This window comes from Peribacillus sp. NPDC058002, assembly GCF_042886655.1.
Taxonomy (GTDB): Bacteria; Bacillota; Bacilli; order Bacillales; family DSM-1321; genus Peribacillus; species Peribacillus aracenensis.
On record NZ_JBHVQU010000072.1, the window covers coordinates 1 to 20,603 of the forward strand.

A 20,603-nucleotide genomic window follows, 5' to 3' on the forward strand; every position below is an offset into this window, starting at 1 on the left:
GACAGGTGTAATACATGTACTGTAGGATTCAATCAAAGGAACATTCAAAAAACCTGAGTCGATAAATGACTCAGGTTTTTCATTTGCCTGGAAATTTTTCATGAAGGTAAAAAAACACCTAAAAACCTAGTAATTTTATCAGGATTATATTTTATTGGTATTATAATATTTTACTTAAGGAGGAAACCGTTCATGTTACAAATGATTATCTTCGGGATTATTTGTGGTTTACTGCTGGGATTTGTGCTTCAAAGAGGCCGTTTCTGTGTTGTTGGTGCATATCGTGATTTGATTTTAGCTAAAGATGGACGGATGTTCTTAGCTACATTTATTGTAATAGCAATACAAAGTATTGGTGTTTATGCATTGAATGATACAGGGGTCATTCAGTTTGGAAATGATGGTTTTCCATGGTTGGGAACAATCGTGGGTGGCTTTATTTTTGGCATTGGTATGGTTCTGGCAGGAGGTTGCGCCACTGGAACATGGTATCGTGCCGGAGAGGGTATGATCGGAAGTTGGGTTGCCCTTTTTGGATATATGCTAGGGCCAGCAATGACGAAATATGGTGTATGGAAAGTGGCTGGAGATAATCTGTTATCTTATCGTACTAGTGATACGTATATTCATGAAACATTAAATGTTTCGCCATGGGTGCTTGTTATTATTGTGACACTTTTGGTTGGCCTATTGGTGATTCGTGAAATGAGAAAACCGAAACTTCCAATCTTTAAAATGAAACCGAAAAAACGGGATTGGCCCACATCTTATTCGAGAAACGGTGGCATCCCTTTGTTACGGCATTATTGGTCGGCCTTATTGCAATCATGGCATGGCCGCTAAGTGCAATGACAGGCAGGATGTTCGGACTAGGAATTACAGCGCCTTCCGCGAACATTCTAACATTCCTTATAACAGGAGACGATGCGTTAATCGATTGGGGTACGTTTTTAGTATTGGGTATTTTCCTTGGTGCTTTCATTGCTGCCAAAGGAAGCGGGGAATTCCGTTGGCGTTTGCCTGATATGAAAACGTTACGTAACAATGCAATTGGCGGTGTGATCATGGGGTTCGGTGCACTTGTTGCCGGGGGATGCACAATCGGTAATGGTCTGGTGAACTCGGCGCTATTTGCTTGGCAGGGGTGGATCGCGATCGTCTTTTTCCTGCTGGGTACATGGGTAGCAACTTATTTCACGATTATCCGAAAGCAAAAGCAGACAGCTGCTGCATCCAAAGCGGCATAAGGTACGAATCAAAAAAAATAAGTTGAGGAGTGGAATATAAATGGCAAAGGTATTGGAAACGACTGGAATGGTATGTCCATTCCCTTTAGTGGAAGCAAAAGAAGCGATAGTGGACATGGCAATAGGAGAGGAATTGATCATTAATTTCGATTGCACACAAGCAACGGAGAGCATTCCGCGTTGGGCTGCTAGCGAAGGTCATGAAATCACGGAGTTTGAGCAAATCGATGATGCTAAATGGCGTATAATCGTGAAAAAGGGAAAATAAACTGGTTTGAAGAAAACGTGTTCGGGTTTCCTGTGCACGTTTTTTTATTTTTTCGAGGTTAAATAATTGGAAGCAGAAAGTTTCAAGTGATAACATGTCTTTAACCAATTTATTAAGGAGATGTTGATAATGGTAGACAAGGTCATTTTAAACGATGTTCCACTGCATGTCACTGACTTTCTTTCTGAAACTGTAAAGGATTCTGAAGGAAAGGAAATCAGAAAAGTCAGTTTCAATTTCAAGGTTACACATAGTGAATATCATGATATTACAACACTGCTTTATCAAATGGTATTTGATTTAAAGATTCCACAGTCAAACGAGGAGTTTCGAGCAGAAATCTTTAACTATGCAACTACGGTCACGAATCTATATGAAGAAAATGCGGTGGGGGAATTTTCACTTGTCTTGCTGGAAGTGAACGGTCAGGAATGATTGAATTGCCAGTCTTGTAAAGATATGGGTTACTGTCTATAATAAAAGTGACGATCATTCTATACATATGAGGTGGTACTTTGCTTAGTGGATGGTTTTTATGGTTTATTCTATTTTGGGTAGCCCTATTAATTATATTGATGAGCATAGGTGGCTTTTTCATGTTTCGGAAGTTCCTGAAAAGATTTCCGAAAGAAGATGGAAAATCCGATATGGATTGGGAAGAATATTATTTGGAACAAACAAAGCACTTATGGTCAAAGCAGCAAAAGGAATTACTGGAAGATTTAGTGAGTCCTGTGCCAGAACTTTTTCGTGATGTTGCACGTCATAAAATCGCGGGGAAAATCGGAGAGTTGGCGTTAAAGGAAAAAGCGGGCGATATTACGGAAGATTTAGTGATACGCGGCTATATCATTGCCACACCAAAACGTGACCATAAATTTTTACAAAAAAAATTGGCTGAAAGAAAGGTGAATATGGGTCCATATGAACACTTATTCAGTTAATGATGAAAAAAGCAGACTCTTATGGAGTTTGCTTTTTTTATTCTGAATCTTTCAAAAAAATGTGGCTGTGTGGTAAAAATTAGAACGTTTGTACCCAAACCATGCTATTCGTTAAATTTTTGATATAATAATAGTAAGTAAAAATTAGGACGGAGTGAAACTATGAAATTTATCCATACGGCTGATTGGCATTTAGGAAAAATCGTTCACGGTGTACATATGACTGATGATCAAAGGCATGCACTCTTGCAATTCATAGAAATTGTCGAAGAGGAAAAACCGGATGCGGTCGTGATTGCTGGTGATCTATATGATCGTTCCGTTCCGCCGACTGAAGCGGTGGAGCTTCTTGATGAAATCCTTTATACGATTAATGTGAAAATGAATACACCGATCGTTGCGATATCGGGAAACCATGATTCTGCGGAAAGGCTCTCATTCGGTTCATCATGGTATCGTCATAGCCAGTTATACATTCATGGGAAATTGACAAAAAAATGTGAGCCGGTTCGCATCAAGGGCGTGAACTTTTATTGTGTTCCATATGCAGAACCTGGGACGGTTCGCCATCTTTTTGAAGATGATAGCATCCATTCTCATCAAGAAGCGATGAAGCGGATAACCGGAACGATTGCCGAGAATTTCAATAAAGATGAGCCGAATGTCTTCGTAGGACATGCTTTTGTATTAGGCGGAAAAACGAGCGATTCGGAAAGGGTCTTGTCTGTAGGTGGCTCCGGCTGTGTTTCATCCGATTTATTCGATGCGTTCGATTATACGGCACTTGGGCATTTACATAGCCCAGACGCAATACGTCATCCTAAGGTGTTTTACTCTGGATCACTATTAAAATATTCTTTTTCCGAGGCAAAGCAAAATAAGTCGCTTTCCATCGTCGATATGCAAGAAGATGGAAGCTTTGATATACGCTATCGATCTTTGGCACCCAAGTTCGATATGAGGGAAATATCCGGAGTTATGGAAGAGTTACTCGATCCCGTTTTTTATCAATCGCAAAAAAGGGATGACTATTTGAAAATAACACTAAATGATGAGGGGGCACTCATCGATCCTATTAACCGCTTGCGCCAGATTTATCCGAACGTACTACATTTAGAGCGTAAATGGGATTTGACCGATCTTAGAAGAAAAAAATCTTTCTCCTCTGTAAATGATGAACGGAAATCAGAATTGGACCTGTTTGAAACATTTTACCAAGAAATGACCGATCGGGACTTTGATTCTCAAAAACAGGATTTGATGGTTTCGGTAATTGAGGCAGTTAAGAAAGAGGAGGCTTTGAAATGAGACCCGATATTTTAACGATGCAGGCATTTGGGCCATATGCAGGAAGGGAAACCATAGACTTTAATTCCCTTGGAGAACGAACGATGTTTGTCATTTCTGGAAAGACAGGCGCAGGGAAAACAACGATATTTGATGGTATTAGTTTTGCGATATATGGAAAAGCCAGTGGTGAAGATCGAAGCGGGCCAGATTTACGAAGTCAGTTTGCCGAAGATGATATATTGACGGAAGTCTCGTTACAATTTACCCTGCGTGGAAAAACGTATTTGGTGACCCGGTCCCCGCAGCAGGAACGCAAGAAAAAATCAGGTGAAGGAACAACAACGGTTGGAGCAAAGGCTGAATTATATGAGATATTGGCAGAAGGAAAAAAACTGCTGGGAGCAAATGTACGGGAAGTTGAAGAAAAAATCAAAGTGCTCATTGGACTTGACGCTAATCAATTCCGGCAAATCCTGATGATTCCTCAGAATGAATTTCGAAAACTGTTAACATCCGACAGCAAGGATAAAGAACAGATTCTCCAGAAATTATTTCATACTGAACTTTATAAACGAATAGAAGAAAAATTAAAAGAAGAGGCTTCCATCCTAAAAAAGGAAAGTGAAAAAAGTGCACAGCGGCGAATTGAATTAATGAAAGGCATCCAGCCTGGCAATAATGTAGAATTACAGGCACAAATACAAGGGGAAGAGCCTAATGAACAACAGGTCTTACCGCTGTTACAGGAAGTCATTTTGCAAGCGTCAGAAAAAAGTGAGAATATAAATAAACAAATACAGGAAAAGCAGAAAGCTCGTGATCAAGTAAATCAAGAACTTTCAAAAGCTGTCGATTTATTAAACCGATTTTCGGAAAAAGAAAAACTGCGAAATGAAAAGGAAGCCCTTGAAGCAAAGCTGCCAGAAATGGAATTAGTGAAAGTCCAAATAAAAATGGCACACAAAGCGGCTTCGCTTGAAAAGCAGGAACAATACTATTTGCGAATTGGCAAACAAGTACAAGAGGCGAATGCCGAACTTCAAAAATTAAGTGAGCAGTCCGAGAAGTTACGGATTGAGCGCATTGAGAAGCAGGATTCCTATGATAAGGAAAAGTTGAAGGATAATCAAAGAGAGCAGGCAGTACGGACTGTTCATCAGCTTGAGCAGGTAAAAGAGGCTGTCATGACTTTTGCAAGCTTAAAAGCACAGGTTACTTTAGATGAAAAAGAGTGGCAAACTAGTAAACGACTACGGGAAAAAACTGTTTCGGAGCATCTGGCCGTTGAAGCGGAAGCGGAGAAAGTCGCTCAAGAAAAAACAGAAGCGGAAAAAGCGGCTGTTCTTTATCGTGATCAGGAAATTGAAGCAGAAAGAAATAATCAATCGTTATCGAAGATTAAAAAACTTCAAGAAGTTCTTAATGAAATCCAGAATACGAAACAAGTTCTGGATGATAAGGATAATCGGTTCCAAGAGTTGCAAAGAATACAAATTCAGGAGAAGGAAAAACTGGAAACCCTTAACCGAAACTGGAGATCTGGTCAAGCGGGTATGCTTGCTTCCATGCTGCACTCTGGAGAAAATTGTCCTGTGTGCGGTTCGCTAAGTCATCCAAAACCTGCGCAATTGCATGAGCATATGCCGACGGATTTGGAACTGAAAGAGCAAGAAAACAAGCTGAACACTGCAGAGCAACAAAAAAGCAAAGCGGAAAGTGAATATTATCAAGCGAAATACAAATATGATGCACTGGTGGAGTCTTCACAAGAGAAGCTTAGTGACCTACAAAATGATATGCCAGAGTTTAGGTATGAAAATATTGATGCGCATTTGCTACAGTTTGGACAAAAAGGAAAAGTGCTGCAAGAGCAGCTAAAAGAATTGATGCGGAAAAAGTCTCTATTCAATGATTTGGAAAAAAGGTTGCAGGATTTAAAAGAGAAAGCATCCCAGCTTAAGGATAATATGATCTCTTTAGAGAGAAAAGAGGACCAAGGGAAAACGAGGTATATTGAAAACTCTACAAAACTAACAGGATTAACCGATTCCCTGCCAGACGGAATACGGACTGAGGAAGGATATAATGAAGCTTATCAAATGGCTGTAAATACACAGAAACGCTTACAATCGGCCTTGGAAGATGCACAAAAAAACCTCCAACTGGTGAAGGAAAGAGAATCGGCCATCATTGCAAAAAAAGAATCCCTAAGTGGAAATATAGAGGCCTTAAATACAGAATTGAAAGAGGAGCGGGAAAAGTTAATTACGGATATGACCAATCAAGGCTTTTCCAATTATAAAGAATATACGGCAGCAAAAAAATCGGAAGCAGCTCTTGGAAATTTGGAGGAGCAAGTACAACAGTATAATCAAAATTGGCAAAGTGTTTTAAGTCTGTTTCATGATTTGGAAATGAAATTAAAAGATGTGGTCAAACCAGATCTTGAAGGATTGAAAAAGACTTTCGATTTCATAGATGGAGAATTGGAGTCGTTACGGCAAAAACAGAATGAAATGCAGGCTGAAATTCGGACTAACGAAGAAATCAAAAAGAAATTGTCGCAAATCAGGGAAGATCAGAAAAGTTTAGATGAAAGGTACAGTATCGTCGGTCATCTGTCTGAGATTTCCAAAGGTCAAAACTCTTTCAAAATAACTTTTGAACGATATGTACTGGCAGCCTTTTTAGATGATATCTTAAAAGAAGCTAATTCAAGGTTGCTGAAAATGACAAGCGGCAGATATCAGCTGTTGCGAAAGCTTGATCCTACACGCAGGAACATCCAGAGCGGTCTGGAGTTATCTGTGTATGACCAATATACAGGACATGAGAGACATGTCAAAACCCTTTCGGGAGGCGAGAGCTTCAAGGCATCCCTTGCACTTGCTTTGGGTCTTGCGGATGTTGTCCAGCAGAATGCAGGCGGTATTTCACTTGAAACGATGTTCATCGATGAAGGTTTCGGTACGCTCGACCCTGAATCTCTTGATCATGCGATTGAAGCATTAATGGATATACAAAGCACCGGTAGACTGGTAGGGATAATTTCCCATGTGCCGGAATTGAAAGAAAGAATCGATGCACAGCTGCAAGTCATATCCACACAAAATGGAAGTCGGACGTCCTTTTATTTTGCTGGATAATCAAGAAAAAAGAATGGCTAAGGGAGAAGTGGTTCCCTAGGCCATTCTTTTTATTTTTATGAAAGAACTACTCAATGTTAATATCTTCAGCCGTTTTTCCGGGGGAAAACTTATGGATGCGAATCACCAAGATCGGATTCGAGAATTCAGCGGTAATTCTTCGAGAGCAAATCGAAAAGGGGAAAGGGATCTTTCTCTGTGTGGGCAGTGTATCTTCTTTTTTTTCAAGAATTGGCTTATCAGTATCGTCAACGATGATCGATAGCTCATTATCACATAGGCAAACTTTTATATCTTTCACATCATGATTTTCCAAAACCGCTTCCACCATATATTCATCGTCACTTTCGTAAATATCAATTGAAAAAAGTTGATGATCCAACGCACAAGTTTCCGGATCCAGAAAAAAACTTTTTACCCATTCATCAAACTTGTCAACCTCATTCATTTGCGATCCATGTTGATTGTCTTGCATGTTGATACCCCCGGTTTTCCTTTGAGGTATTATATGTTGGAGCATGAAGAATGGTGAAAGAAATGGATGATGTTAAAAGATTCCGGGAAAGTGGTTCAAAAAATGTAATGGCAACCAAGGTCTTTAAAAAGGAATCAAAGAAAAGAAACGATGTGTGTGTGGGTATTAAAGGGAATTATCAATTAGCAGGAAGTTTATGAAAGTGATGACCAATTCTATATGAGTTGGTCATTTCTTTATAATCGATGATGTTTTCTATTAAGCTCGTCCCTATTACTATCTTATATATTAATATTCAAAACCAGGTTTTTACTGCTGTCAAAATGGCATTCCATATCATTGTTAATACAGCTACAAATAACATATTAAATGTAAATTTTAAATAATTTACCAAAAATAATTGCAATTCGGAAAATTTAGTAGTATATTATGTAATATAAACGGAAGGAAATAAAACATAATACAAAATTCAGAGGAGTGTTGAAGAATGAATACAGCAGTCGAAACAAAGCAAACGCTTACAATTCAAAAAAACAAAGAAACTGGGGTAGCGGAGGTACATCTTCATATTAATAAGACTAATGCCTATACACTTGATTTTTACAAAGAATTAAATGCTGCAATTGATGATATTCGTTTTGATCCAGATATGAAAGTTGCTGTATTAATGAGTGATATGCCTAAATTCTTCTCGGTCGGAGCGGACATTAACTTCCTTAAAGCTGCAGATCCGGTTTTTAAAACACAATTCTGCTTATTCTGTAATGAAACTCTTGATAAAATTGCTCGTTCACCGCAAATCTGGATTGCATGCCTCGAAGGTCACACGGTAGGTGGGGGACTGGAAATGGCGATGGGTTGTGATCTTCGCTTTATGGGTGATAATGCTGGGAAAATCGGTTTACCGGAAGTTAACCTTGGGGTCCTTGCAGGTACTGGGGGGACACAACGTATGGCTAGATTAGTTGGTCACTCCAAGGCAATCGACCTGAATATCACAGGGGAGTCTATCTCACCTCAGGAAGCTAAGGAAATACGATTAGTAGATCGGGTTTTCCCACAAGATGAAATACGTGAAAAAACATTGGAATATGCCAAAAATGTCGCAAGTAAAGCTAGTTATGCAGTAACTAATATAAAACTATCGATAATGAACGGTAAAGAAATGCCTTTAAACGCGGCGATTCGTTATGAAGGGGAAATACAGAATCTTTTATTCCGCTCTGAAGATGCTAAAGAAGGTTTGGCTTCCTTCCTTGAAAAGCGTGAACCACAGTGGAAAGGTAAATGATTGATTTGTCCTTTTAAAAGTAAAAAAAGCAATATCGGTTCCTGCCGATATTGCTTTTTTACTACGAATGCTATTGGGAGGATGGTGTATATAATGGAAGAAACTCATTTAAAAAGGCGCGTGAACGAAACGAAATTTCAAATTCAATGGGGTGATACAGACCGAGCAGGAATTGTCTATTATCCGAATTATTATAAATGGTTCGATTTAGCGGGACATAATTTTTTTCGTTCTATAAATATGAGCCCTAAATATTTGGAAGAAGAGAAGAGAATAATCATTCCATTACTTGAAGCAAAGTGCACTTTTGAAAAACCGCTGTACTATGACGATGAAGTGACAGTATACACTCATGTGAATGAGGTGAAAACAAAGACCATTCGCTTTCATCATGAAGTTTATTGTGGGGAAAAAAGGACCGGGTATGGTTATGAAATACGCGCTTGGACTTCCATCGGGGATGATGGGCTTAAGGCTGTACCAATTCCGGAAAATGTAAAAAGAATATTAAAAGTCATATAGCGGGATATGAAGGGATGTTTATCTCCAACAAGTTTGAAAATTGAGCCAATTTAGATTACATTAAGAAGAAAAGGCTTTATGAGAACAGGAGAATCAACATGAAACCAAGGTCATTATTGTATACTCTTTTTGGTGATTTCGTCCAATTCTACGGTGGGGAAGTATGGATTGGGACACTTATTAAAATGATGGGGCATTTTGGTGTTTCTGAATCCTCTGTACGTGGAGCTATTCTGCGTCTTGTTCAACAGGATTTAATTACTGGGCGAAAAATAGGCAATAAAAGCTATTATTCATTAACTCAAAAAGGGAAACGCAATATGGATGATGGTGTCAAACGTGTTTATACGATCCGGAATAATCATTGGGATGGTTTGTGGAGAGTTGTTACATACTCCATCCCTGAGGAGAAGCGAGTGCTGAGGAATCAAGTGCGTAAGGAATTGAGCTGGACAGGTTTCGGGCTTTTGTCCAATAGTATTTGGGTCAGTCCCAATCCATTGGAAAAACAAGTTCTGACCTTGATGGATACATATGATTTAAAGGACTACCTGATTATTTTCAGTTCCAGTCAAGTCATCACCCACTCGAATGAGGAGATTTTACGTGCTTGTTGGAATTTAAATGAAATAAACAAAAACTATTTAACTTTCATACAGCAATATGAAACGAAGCTTCAGGACATGCAGCAGGCTGTATGGGAAGATAGCATTTCAAATGAAGAGTGTTTTTATGAACGAACCCGGCTTGTTCACGAATATAGGAAGTTCCTTTTCCTGGACCCTAGTTTCCCGCTGGATTTATTACCTGAAGACTGGCATGGAATCAAGGCTAGGGAGCTATTTTGGAATATTCATCAGCTTACCTCAGTCAAAGCAGTGAAATATTTTGAATCAATCATGGAATATCCGCCTGATAAAGCAGGATTTGTAAATCGTGAGAAAGCCATTAACCCTTTTTCAGAAATCTATCATGATTAATATGAGAGGTTTTATGCAGTGAAAAATCCATGTTACAGAAAAAGGTTTGGAAGAGCTGGATGGCCTTGATTATGACAAATATGCGATTAATAAGGGGAACGCAGCCGTTTTACTTTTAGGCATTGCTTTAGAATCAAAAGCGTATGAGTGAACAGCCGTAACAGGAGATAGAAAGGAAGCGTTGCTTGCGTTTCAACACAATTGGAAACCAGTTTTAGGGAGTGATGATCATTACTGAGCCATCTGGGAACTATCAACAAATAACGGATTATTTAATTCGCATAGGCATACCTGTTCCATTCCCCATGAAGCATGTTTATTGTTATTTATTTCGAATGAAAGAAGAAATCGTACTGGTGGATGTTGGGTTTCCAACAGAAATCGCCAAGAAGTATTGGGAAGAAGTCCTTGAAGAGTTGTGCATTAAACCAACAGATATATCAAAGATTATCCTGACACATTTTCATCCTGATCATACTGGTTTAATCAGCTGGATGCAGCAAAAAACCGGAGCTCGAGTTTATATGAGTGATGCGGAAGCCCAGATGATTAAAACTGTCTTTGGCGGGAATACAAAACAGGCTGAAGCAATTTACGAATTATTTGGTAAACATTCCGTACCTGAGCCTTTGTTGACTAAAGTGAGGGAAAACGTATTGTTTTTCTCGAATAAAGTGAGTCCACTTCCTGAGATTGAGAGTTTTCAAGAAACCTATATAGATAGTCCAGGAGGAAGATGGAGTGTCAAAACATATGGTGGTCATGCGGAGGGACATCTATGTTTTTATCAAAATACCCAAAAAATCATGTTAATAGGCGATGTTGTCTTGAATAAGATCACTCCGAATATTAGTCTTTGGCCAAATTCCGATCAAAACCCTCTAAAAAGTTACTTTTCTACTTTGTATCAACTTGTTGATCAGGATGTTAGCATTGCATATCCGGCCCATGGAACACCAATAATGAATCTTGCCCAGAGGGCTAAGGAAATCATTGAACATCATCATGAACGTTTAACGACTATTTTAACCATTCTGGAAACAAATAAAGTGGCGTATGAAGTTACGGAAAAACTTTTTCAACAAAAGAAGCTCACTGATCATCAATGGCGATTCGCCATTGCAGAAACGTTAGCACATCTGGAATATTTAGTTGAAGAAAAAAGAATACAAAAAATTTCAAATGGCGGTATGTTTCGCTACGAATTATAACAAATAAAGCGAGTTGCACTTTTGTGCATCTCGTTTTATTTGTTTTCTGAAAAATCTGATAAAGTGTTGACTAACCAGATAAAGTAAATTATTATATTACTTATATAAGACGATAGTTCAAAAAACATAATATGATGGGAGAGAGACAGATGTCAGGATTTACAAATGATTTGATGGGTAAGATCCAAGCCGGGTTTGTGGTCGAGAGACTGGAAGATATGGATGAAAACTATAAAAAGGCATTGAAACAGACATTGATGATAGTTGCGGATACAGAATTATTAAGTGTTCCGCCACTTCTGACTGTTTATAAAGATGCCCCTAATCTAAATTACAAAATCACGGCACTTGCAGTTATGCAGGATGAAATCGGACATGCGCATATTGCGTACAGATTATTAAAGGATTTGGGAGAAAACGTTCAATACATGTTATATGAGAGATCGCCAAATAGATGGAAGAATCCATATGCGTTTGATTTTAAATTAGATAACTGGGTTGAATTGGGAGTATTCAACGGATTATTTGATCGAGCAGGTTACACCTTATTGGGAGATGCGCACCAACATACATCATACGGACCCTGGAAACGGGCATTGGTCAAAGTTGATAAGGAGGAACTATTCCATTTAAGAAATGGGGAAATCATAATGAAGGCAGCCATGAAAGATCCTGAAACGGCTAAGCAGGTTCAAGAAGCGATTGATTGGATGTTCATCATGTCCCTAGAATTTTTCGGGGTAGCAGATAACTTGAAAAGCAGGTCAGCCCAGCTGGATTATAAATTGAAAGGAAAGACTAATGATGAATTAAGGCAGAAATGGATGTCCACTGCCGTTCCTTTCTGTGAATCCCTCGGACTTAATCTACCTGCTCATTATAATGAAGGGACTGGAAGGTATGAATTGAAAGTTCCTTTCCCATGTAAATTCGATGTGGAAAACAAGCGGTGGAAATATGATGAACCGGATACGTGGGATAATGTCATCAACCGGTTTAAGCAGCGTGGTCCACAAAATCAGGAGTTCGTTAACCGGATTCAAAAAGGATATCAGCTACTTGATGCATATCGAGAAGAGGCGATTTAGATGGGTGGGACGTTATATAAGGATCCGGTATTAATCCATGCGTTACAAGAAGTTTCTGATCCTGAATTTCCTATAAGCATCGTGGATATGGGCTTGATTTATGGGGTAGAAAAGCAAGGGAGTACAGCGTATGTAACGATGACATATACTTCAACGGGATGCGGGTGCATGCAGTGGATCGAAAGTGATATTAAAAAAAGGCTTCTTCAAGAAGAAAGTGTTCATGCAGTGGAAATAGAGGTGGTTTGGAGTCCAGCTTGGACGGTCGACCAAATGAGTGAAGCAGGCAGGCAGATATTAAAGTCCTGGGGGGTCAGTTCAAAATGAGTGATAATAAGGTCCAAAACTTTGAATATGATGTGTTTTCAAGAATCAATCGTGGTGATGACTTAATGCATATTGGAACAGTTGAAGCCGATAATGATGAGTTGGCACGTGTTTATGCCCGTTATGTTTATGATGAAGAAAAATGGGTGGAAATGTTTATAGTCAAGCGGGAAAACATGATTTGCATTAGAGAAGCAGAACCATTTTTTAAGAAAAGGGTGATTTAATATGGTGAATTCAACAAATGGCAACACTGAATTGATTACCTTGATAGAAACGATTGCTGATAATAAATTCATTTTAGGAGATCGTCTTGTTGAGGTCGGTGTCAGTGGTCCAGACTTAGAAGGGACCCTTGCCGCAATCGCAATGGCCCAATCAGAGCTAGGTCATGCCCGCCTTCTCTATAATTGGGGAACGAATTTGAAGAGCGGAAAAGGCAGCAAAAAGGAAGTGAAGGAACAAACGGGTAAAGCGTTTGACAGCATTGTTCAAATCGGGGAGTGGATACAGCTGATTGCAGGGCTCTATTCTATGAATACGGCATTCAATACATTGATAACCGCTTTGACCAGCAACCAAAAAGGCAGTGAAATCGAACTGCAATTCAATAAATTGGCAAGAGAACAGGTAGAGCATATTCTGTACTCGAAAAACTGGGCACTCAAGTTACTGAATGATGGAGGCTCAATTCCTGCCCGTTTCGGGAGAGCATTTAAACTTTGTGAACAAGAAGTAATTACTTGGTTGAAACAAGTGGAAAACAATAGTGTGCTAATTGAAAACGAGATCCTTCCTGTAAATAGTAATTTAGTGAACTCCTATAAGGAATCTTTAATTCCGCGTTTAAGGGACGAGGAGATAATAAATGCCCGTTGAAAAGGAAAATCCGGCATGTCCATTTTGTGATGGCAAAAATGTTGAATTATATTCATCCTTCGGTACTGCACAGCTCGTTAGGCAATACTATTGTCTAAACTGTAAAACGGTTTTTGAAAGTATACGATGGAAAGGTTCTTTCTCTGCTGATCGACCTCATGAGCCAACTGATCCTAATGGGTAGTCACTACTTGTTAAAAGCCTTTCCAGTGCATTTTTCACTTGTGAATGTGTAAAATATTGAGGTGGATATGAGACTATAAGTTTCATAGTCTGATGGAATTACTTTACCCTTTATTGGAGGTTTGGTTGATTTGAAAGCGGTTACTGAATGAAAAAGAATTGTCAGCAAGGTGATTTGCTCAAATTAGTTCGTATAGCGTTTCCAAATGAATGGCCTTTTTCCACAAAGGAGATTTTGAAAATGGAAGGATAGGGATTTATCCGGATTTATATGGCAGCCATCTTCTTTATGGAATAAAGGAGACGGTGGGATGATGCTTCTAAAACCAGTAGCTTATTGAGGAGGGTAAATGTGTGATAAAAACCGAATGTAAAATTAGAGGATTGGGCGCGTTGTACAATGCTTCCTATAATTTCTTCCAGAAAAACATTGAGGCAGGCATAGGGGACAAAACGGCTATTTATTATGATAATCAATCTTATACCTATCAAGAAATCGATACCCTTGGTAATCAATTTGGTGCGGCATTAAAAGAACTGGGCATAGAGATGGAACAGCGCGTCCTGCTTTTATTACATGATTCTCCAGAATTCATCATTAGTTTCTTCGGTGCAATAAAGGTTGGGGCAATCCCGGTTCCATCCAATACGCTTTTGCCCATAAAGGATTATGAGTATCTTTTGAATAATAGCCGTTCCAAAGTGTTGGTTACTACTTGTGAACAGTGGGAGAAGTTAAAGCTTGTTAAAGATAGATTACTTTTCTTGAGGCATGTCATCTTGGTTGATGGGGGTGATCTAAACCTGAAGGAAGTAAACGAACATTCTTTCCAAACTCTTACTCGCAGACAAAATAAAGATCTGCCCCCTTGTTTTAGTAACATAAATGATCAAGCGTTCTGGCTCTATACATCAGGAAGTACAGGTGAGCCAAAAGGGGTTATTCACTTACAAACCGATATGGAAGAAGCCTTTAAAAACTACGCCAGGAACATTTTGCAAATCACCGAAAATGACATTACTTTTTCGGCCTCGAAGCTTTTCTTTGCTTATGGTTTGGGAAACGCGATGTATTTTCCTTTTGGAGCCGGGGCCGCCACTGTTTTAATGCCTGACCGACCGACTGCAGATAAGGTGTTCGAGACGATAGAGAAGTATCGTCCAACCATTTTTTTTGGTGTCCCGACTCTGTATGGATCGATGCTCAATTACCTTGAGAAGACGAAGGAAACCTATGATCTTTCTTCAGTTAGACTTTGCGTATCAGCAGGAGAGGCACTGCCGGCTTCTTATATCGAACAATGGAAGAGAGTTTTCGGATTGGATATTATAGACGGAATTGGATCGACCGAATCACTTCATATATACCTTTCCAATCAAGTAGATAATATTCGGCAAGGAAGCACAGGAAAAATCGTTCCCGGTTACGAAGCTAAAATAGTGGATGAACAAGGTCATGAAACTCAGGTGAATGAAGTGGGAGACCTTTTAATTAAGGGAGAAAGCATTGCAGCCTCTTATTGGAATCTTAATGAAGAAAACAAAAAGAAGTTTATTGGTGATTGGCTGGTGACAGGAGATAAATACTTTAAGGATGAAGATGGCTTCTTTTGGTACGCGGGCCGCAATGATGACATGATGAAGGTAAATGGAATTTGGGTATCGCCAATAGAAATAGAAAACGCACTCTTATCACATCCCGATATACTGGAAACGGCTGTTGTTGCTGTAAAGGATGAAAATGGTTTAATAAAGCCAAAAGCCTTTATAGTATTAAAAGCAAATGCGGAATCAGGTGAAGGAGTAAAAGCAGAATTAAAGGGATTTGTCAAAAAAGTGTTAGCACCGTATAAATACCCTCGCGACATTGAATTCGTGAACGAGTTACCTAAGACTTCGACAGGAAAGATACAAAGATTTAAATTAAGAGAGTCAGGGATCAAATCACAATGGTAAACAAGAAGAAGGATTCAATCTCCTTGAATGTGGACTCAAAATGAATGTCTTCAATAAGGGGGATTCATCCAGCATGAAAAAATGTTCAATTGTCATTTGAATGATGGGGGCGAGAAAAGTGAATGCAAGAGCATACCGGAATGAATTGGTCGAAGTGGCACAAGGCAAAAGACCCGCTGATATGTTCATTAAAGGCGGAACGGTTATTAATGTTTATTCTGGTGAATTTCTTCAGCAAAATATTGCGTTGTATAAAGATTGCATTGCATATGTAGGGGAAAATGAAGTGAAGATAAATGAAAACACCACTGTAATAGATGCCAATGGTATGTATGTGTCTCCTGGATTCATCGAAACTCATGCGCATCCCTGGGTAATATACAATCCTATAAGTATCACCGCAAAAGTATTGCCGTTGGGGACTACCACTACAGTGAATGATAACTTATTTTTTTATTTGCACTTTGGTCACTCGGGCTTTAAAAGGCTTCTAGGTGAGTTGAAAAAACTGCCAGGAAACGTTTTTTGGTTAATAAGATTAGTTTCACAGGCTGGATATCCAGGTGAAAGGGACTGGTTCAATAAAGAGGATATTATGGACCTTCTTTCGATTGAAGAAGTACTTGGAACAGCAGAAGTGACTCGTTGGCCTTTACTATACAAAGGGGATCCGGTTTTACTCGATATTATAGATGAAGCTAAAAAAATGGGGAAAATAGCTGATGGGCATAATGCGGGGTGCTCTTATGAAAAATTAAATTCTATTGCAGCTTCAGGTATAAGTGCCTGTCATGAAGCGATAACGGCGGAAGAGGCCCTGGATCGTTTACGGTTGGGTTTATGGACAGTCCTAAGAAACAGTTCGCTTCGTCCTGACTTGTCAAAAATAATCAAGCTGATTACAGATGGACAGGTAAGTACGGGCAGGGTTTTGATGACTACGGATGGTCCGCATCCATCTTTTATTGAAAAAGAAGGATTCGTCGATGGACTTGTAAGGCAGGCTGTGGAACATGGAGTACCGGTTATGGAAGCTATTCAGATGGTCACCATCAATGCGGCTACATACCTTAAACAGGACGATTATATTGGCGGATTGGCCCCGGGTAAAAAAGCGGATATATTATTGTTGCCTGATTTGGTGCAGTTTCGTCCAGACCTAGTGATCTCAAACGGGAGAATTGTTGCAGAAAATGGAGAATTGACGATCCAAATGCCAGATTTGGATTGGGAAAAGTATTTACCTGAAAATACATTTTCCTTTTCAAGAGGAATTCTGGAAAATCATGATTTGTATCTATATCCACACACCTCTTCAAATGATTCAGTCCCTGTTATTCATTTTGTTAGTAATGTAATAACCGAACTGAAGAATTTGGTTCTCCCAGCCAAGAATGGTTATGTCGATCTTTCGGCCAAAGAGGGACTTATGTATGCGGCTCTTATCGATAGAAAGGGGGAGTGGGTTACAAAAGGTATTTTAGAAAACTTTGCGTTGAATTTAGATGGGATGGCCTCGACCTTTAACACAACGACAGACTTGCTCACCATCGGAAGAAATCCAGAGGGGATGGCAAAAGCTGCTTCAAGAGTTCATGAACTGGGAGGAGGAATCGCAATAGTTGATGGCAATGAAATAATACTTGAAATTCCACTACAGCTTACGGGAATGATGACTTCTGATCCTTCATTTGAAAAGGCAGTTGAATTTAATGATAAATTATTAAAGGTGCTCCAAGCGAGAGGCTTTCCTTTTCACGACATTTTGTATACTTTATTATTCTTAACTTGCGACTTTCTTCCTGGGCTGCGTTTGAATCCCTTTGGGCTATACGATGTGAAAACCGATAGAATCTTATTTCCTTCCATATCCATGACGAACTTTTTAAACAAAATGAACGCGTAGTTTTGGCTCTAGGGCTGCCGTATCACCACAGGATCTGGGGAAACGGCAGCCTGATTTTTGTTAATGCGGTCATCAAAAAATCCCTGGGAATTGCAAATCGGTCCTGGATTTTTCGAGTTGTTTTATACTTTATTAACGAGACTAAAAAGTGACTGATTGTATATATGATCTTTACTGGATGGTCTGAACGATTGAACCAACTATGGATGATTCTTGGACACAGCGAAAAAATCAGTCTGCGAATGCGCAAAAGCTAAAAATCCAGGAATGGAAGTTGAGCTATAGATTTTTTTTTTGCTCTTTTCGTAAAGATTGTTGTTTTTAAAACGAAACGATTTAACGTTGATTGGAGCGAAGACCCCACAGGCGTTTACGCCGAGGAGGCTCACCGCCCGCCCCGCGGAAAGCGAGCATCTGGAGGGGAAATCAACCACACCGCTTTACTTGGTAAATAGCAACAAAGTATGCGAAAACAGCCTTTTATTTAATGGACTCGTTAGCCAAGTTTCAATAAATATTACACTTGCCCATCCGTTGCTGGATGGGCTATTCAAATTTATAAAACCCATGGATAAAATCAAAATGACGATTTGTGAGTAGGTATAATCTATAATATGGTAAAAAACTAGTTTCATAATCGCTAGAAAACCAATTAGAGTTTTTAAAAAAAATTCAAAAATGAATTATTGGTTTTTCGATGAATCCTCTCTAGAAAGGCATTATAACTGAATAAAATTCATTTATGAATTGAAGGGTCTTACTACAAAGCGATTTTACACAAAACTGGGACTTGGCATGCAAGTTGCATAATAATAAGTATAAATCTAACATGCACGATATGAAATTCGTTTATGTGCGGAGGGATAACTGGTGCGAAAAACAATAAATAAACCATGGGAGCAATGGTATGTTGAAAGAATGAAATCTATGGAGCTGCCGGAAATATCGGTCTATTCACTGCTTGATATAACAGTAAGGAAGTTTCCACACCATACAGCGATCATTTATGAAGACCATTCAATGGATTATAAGAATCTAAAAATGCAGGTAGACAAACTTGCGGGGAAATGGAGAGAAATGGGCTTTGTCAAAGGGAAACGCATTGGTCTGATGATGGCCAACCACCCTAATTTCATAATCAGTTATTACGCCGCACAGGCACTGGGTCTGATAGTTGTACAGATTAATCCCCTGTATAAACCGCGGGAACTTTTGCAAATTTTAATAGACTCGGATACCAAGAATATTGTATTTGACCAAACGGCCGCAAATACAATCGAAGAAACGAAAGGGATATATGAATTTGATGTTTGCATCGATACGGAAAATGATCAAAATGGCTCCTGTTCCCTTCGAACGATGATTCAAACCGGAGATGCCATTAAGAAGCCCGAAATGATAAGCCCGTATGAAGATACAGCAGTCATCCAATATACTGGCGGCACGACTGGGAAGATGAAGGGTGTTATGCTTACCCACCATAATTTAACCTCCAATGTCGTGCAGAGTTTTGAAATGTATGGGAATTCCCTGAAACCTGGTGAAGAAATCGTTTTGGCAGCTACGCCTCTTTACCATGTTTATGCCATGACAAGTGCGATGAATCTAGGGATCTATATTGGGGCTGCCATCCTCTTATTTCCTAAATTCGAACTTCAAGATGTACTTGCAAAAATAAAAAAGTACCGTCCGACTTTCTTTCCAGGAGTTCCAAAGATGTATAATGCTTTTGTCAATCATCCTGGAATTGAAAACTGTGGACTGAATTGTTTAAAAAGTTGTTCTTGTGGATCCGCACCACTGCCGGTTGAAGTAATCAAGCGATTTGAGGAGCTGACCGGTGCCAAAATCGGAGAGGGTTTCGGTTTGTCGGAAGCTTCTCCTTCCACTCATCGCAATCCGCCATTCGGAAAAAGGAAAATAGGAAGCATTGGCATCCCTTTTCCAGGCACGGACTGTATGATCATTGACGATGAAAACAATGAAGTGCCTAACACATGCGTCGGGGAGTTGCTTATAAAAGGCCCGCAAATCATGAAGGGTTATTGGAATAACGAAGCCGAAACAAAAAAGGCCTTACAGAATGACTGGCTATATACTGGCGATCTTGCGGTGATGGATGATGAAGGATATTTCTATATAGTCGGCAGGAAAAAAGAAATGATCATCGTCGGCGGATTCAATATTTATCCGCAGGAGGTAGAAGGTGTTCTATATGAACATCCGGCAATAAAAGAGGCAGCTGTGGTGGGCATCCCCCATAAAGAAAAAGGAGAAATTGTGAAAGCATTCATCGTACCTAAAGAAAGCGCTTCCGTGGACCTTGAAGAAATAGAAGGATATTGTTATTCCCAATTGACTCCTTATAAAGTACCAAAAGTATTTGAATTGAGAAAAGAACTTCCGCGGAATACAGTGGGTAAACTATTAAAAAGATTGTTAGTTAAAGAAGAATTGGAAAAGGATTGAAAGAGGGGGATGTGGTTTCATTTATGAAGCTTAAGTTGGCTGGTAGATCAGTATTGTGAACAAAAATGAAGCAGAGGAGGGAATTAAATGCGTTGGGTTGTTCTCATTCTATTATTCTTTGGAGCCGTCATCAATTTTGCAGATAAATCGATCGTGGGTCTCGCAGCTGTTCCCATCATGAAGGAATTCAATCTTACCTATGCGGAGTGGGGCCTTGTTGGGAGCAGTTATTATTGGCTCTACCCAGTAACAGGGATTTTTGGGGCAGCATGGGCTGATCGGCTAGGGGCTAAAAAAGTGCTTGGGTTCATCATGCTGACATGGACTGTTTTGCAATTCGGCGTTTTAGCCATTACCGCTCTTCCATTATTGATTCTATACAGGATTTTACTGGGCGCATTCGAAGGGCCTTATAGCCCAA

The 20,603-nt window shown here is 39.4% G+C and carries 20 protein-coding genes and 1 pseudogene; 20 read left to right on the forward strand and 1 reads right to left on the reverse strand.

Going from position 1 to position 20,603, the window contains the following annotated elements:
* The first annotated feature begins 192 nt into the window (after window positions 1-192).
* From ACFVSH_RS14030 to ACFVSH_RS14055, 6 genes and pseudogenes are all read left to right on the forward strand, one after another.
* A pseudogene (locus tag ACFVSH_RS14030) lies at window positions 193-1,247 on the forward strand (YeeE/YedE thiosulfate transporter family protein).
* A 40-nt stretch (window positions 1,248-1,287) separates the two neighbouring features.
* Entirely contained in the window at window positions 1,288-1,515 is a 228-nt protein-coding gene (locus ACFVSH_RS14035; protein ID WP_387706451.1) for a sulfurtransferase TusA family protein, read from the forward strand.
* A gap of 129 nt (window positions 1,516-1,644) precedes the next feature.
* Window positions 1,645-1,950, forward strand: coding sequence for a DUF3219 family protein (locus ACFVSH_RS14040; protein WP_260287484.1), 306 nt, complete (start codon window positions 1,645-1,647; stop codon window positions 1,948-1,950).
* Between the two features lie 80 nt (window positions 1,951-2,030).
* Window positions 2,031-2,459, forward strand: a complete 429-nt coding sequence (locus ACFVSH_RS14045) for a DUF2621 domain-containing protein (protein ID WP_137018029.1) — start codon at window positions 2,031-2,033, stop codon at window positions 2,457-2,459.
* Window positions 2,460-2,621: 162 nt separating this feature from the next.
* Window positions 2,622-3,767 (forward strand): exonuclease SbcCD subunit D, encoded by a 1,146-nt coding sequence (locus ACFVSH_RS14050; protein ID WP_387595354.1) that lies wholly within the window; start codon window positions 2,622-2,624, stop codon window positions 3,765-3,767.
* Window positions 3,764-6,895, forward strand: coding sequence for an SbcC/MukB-like Walker B domain-containing protein (locus ACFVSH_RS14055; protein ID WP_387706453.1), 3,132 nt, complete (start codon window positions 3,764-3,766; stop codon window positions 6,893-6,895). Before ACFVSH_RS14050 ends, ACFVSH_RS14055 begins: the two co-directional genes overlap by 4 nt.
* Window positions 6,896-6,962: 67 nt before the next feature.
* Here the strand turns inward: ACFVSH_RS14055 and ACFVSH_RS14060 are convergent, their stop codons facing one another.
* The gene (locus tag ACFVSH_RS14060) at window positions 6,963-7,370 is read right to left on the reverse strand and encodes an Hsp20/alpha crystallin family protein (RefSeq protein WP_260287482.1); all 408 of its coding nucleotides are present in this window, start codon (window positions 7,368-7,370) and stop codon (window positions 6,963-6,965) included.
* A 50-nt stretch (window positions 7,371-7,420) separates the two neighbouring features.
* On the opposite strand from ACFVSH_RS14060, the gene ACFVSH_RS14065 reads away from it, so the two are divergent.
* The 14 genes from ACFVSH_RS14065 to ACFVSH_RS14125 all read left to right on the forward strand — a co-directional run.
* The gene (locus tag ACFVSH_RS14065; RefSeq protein ID WP_387706455.1) at window positions 7,421-7,570 is read left to right on the forward strand and encodes a hypothetical protein; all 150 of its coding nucleotides are present in this window, start codon (window positions 7,421-7,423) and stop codon (window positions 7,568-7,570) included.
* A 287-nt stretch (window positions 7,571-7,857) separates the two neighbouring features.
* Window positions 7,858-8,661, forward strand: coding sequence for an enoyl-CoA hydratase/isomerase family protein (locus ACFVSH_RS14070; RefSeq protein WP_387595365.1), 804 nt, complete (start codon window positions 7,858-7,860; stop codon window positions 8,659-8,661).
* Window positions 8,662-8,754: 93 nt separating this feature from the next.
* Window positions 8,755-9,183, forward strand: a complete 429-nt coding sequence (locus ACFVSH_RS14075; protein ID WP_387595368.1) for an acyl-CoA thioesterase — start codon at window positions 8,755-8,757, stop codon at window positions 9,181-9,183.
* A gap of 98 nt (window positions 9,184-9,281) precedes the next feature.
* The gene (locus ACFVSH_RS14080; protein WP_207437903.1) at window positions 9,282-10,163 is read left to right on the forward strand and encodes a PaaX family transcriptional regulator; all 882 of its coding nucleotides are present in this window, start codon (window positions 9,282-9,284) and stop codon (window positions 10,161-10,163) included.
* A gap of 305 nt (window positions 10,164-10,468) precedes the next feature.
* On the forward strand, window positions 10,469-11,374 hold the full coding sequence (locus ACFVSH_RS14085; RefSeq protein ID WP_387706468.1) for an MBL fold metallo-hydrolase: 906 nt from the start codon (window positions 10,469-10,471) through the stop codon (window positions 11,372-11,374).
* Between the two features lie 149 nt (window positions 11,375-11,523).
* Entirely contained in the window at window positions 11,524-12,462 is a 939-nt protein-coding gene (locus ACFVSH_RS14090; RefSeq protein ID WP_387706457.1) for a Phenylacetic acid catabolic protein, read from the forward strand.
* Window positions 12,463-12,789: a metal-sulfur cluster assembly factor gene (locus ACFVSH_RS14095; protein ID WP_387706459.1), complete on the forward strand. Its 327-nt coding sequence runs from the start codon at window positions 12,463-12,465 to the stop codon at window positions 12,787-12,789.
* Entirely contained in the window at window positions 12,786-13,016 is a 231-nt protein-coding gene (locus tag ACFVSH_RS14100; RefSeq protein WP_076368864.1) for a hypothetical protein, read from the forward strand. The genes ACFVSH_RS14095 and ACFVSH_RS14100 overlap by 4 nt, the downstream gene beginning before the upstream one ends.
* Window position 13,017: 1 nt before the next feature.
* Window positions 13,018-13,668, forward strand: a complete 651-nt coding sequence (locus ACFVSH_RS14105; RefSeq protein WP_387706461.1) for a Phenylacetic acid catabolic protein — start codon at window positions 13,018-13,020, stop codon at window positions 13,666-13,668.
* Window positions 13,658-13,852, forward strand: a complete 195-nt coding sequence (locus ACFVSH_RS27095) for a PaaD-like zinc ribbon domain-containing protein (RefSeq protein ID WP_463357606.1) — start codon at window positions 13,658-13,660, stop codon at window positions 13,850-13,852. The genes ACFVSH_RS14105 and ACFVSH_RS27095 overlap by 11 nt, the downstream gene beginning before the upstream one ends.
* Window positions 13,853-14,205: 353 nt before the next feature.
* Entirely contained in the window at window positions 14,206-15,807 is a 1,602-nt protein-coding gene (locus ACFVSH_RS14110) for a benzoate-CoA ligase family protein (RefSeq protein ID WP_387595380.1), read from the forward strand.
* Window positions 15,808-15,925: 118 nt separating this feature from the next.
* A complete protein-coding gene (locus ACFVSH_RS14115) occupies window positions 15,926-17,713 on the forward strand; it encodes an adenine deaminase C-terminal domain-containing protein (protein WP_387706463.1) in 1,788 nt (595 codons plus the stop codon).
* Between the two features lie 870 nt (window positions 17,714-18,583).
* Window positions 18,584-20,182 carry a long-chain-fatty-acid--CoA ligase gene (locus tag ACFVSH_RS14120; RefSeq protein ID WP_387706465.1) on the forward strand — a complete coding sequence of 533 codons (1,599 nt, stop codon included), beginning with the start codon at window positions 18,584-18,586 and terminating at the stop codon, window positions 20,180-20,182.
* Window positions 20,183-20,269: 87 nt separating this feature from the next.
* A partial coding sequence (locus tag ACFVSH_RS14125) for an MFS transporter (RefSeq protein WP_387706466.1) occupies window positions 20,270-20,603 on the forward strand: 334 nt, incomplete at its 3' end.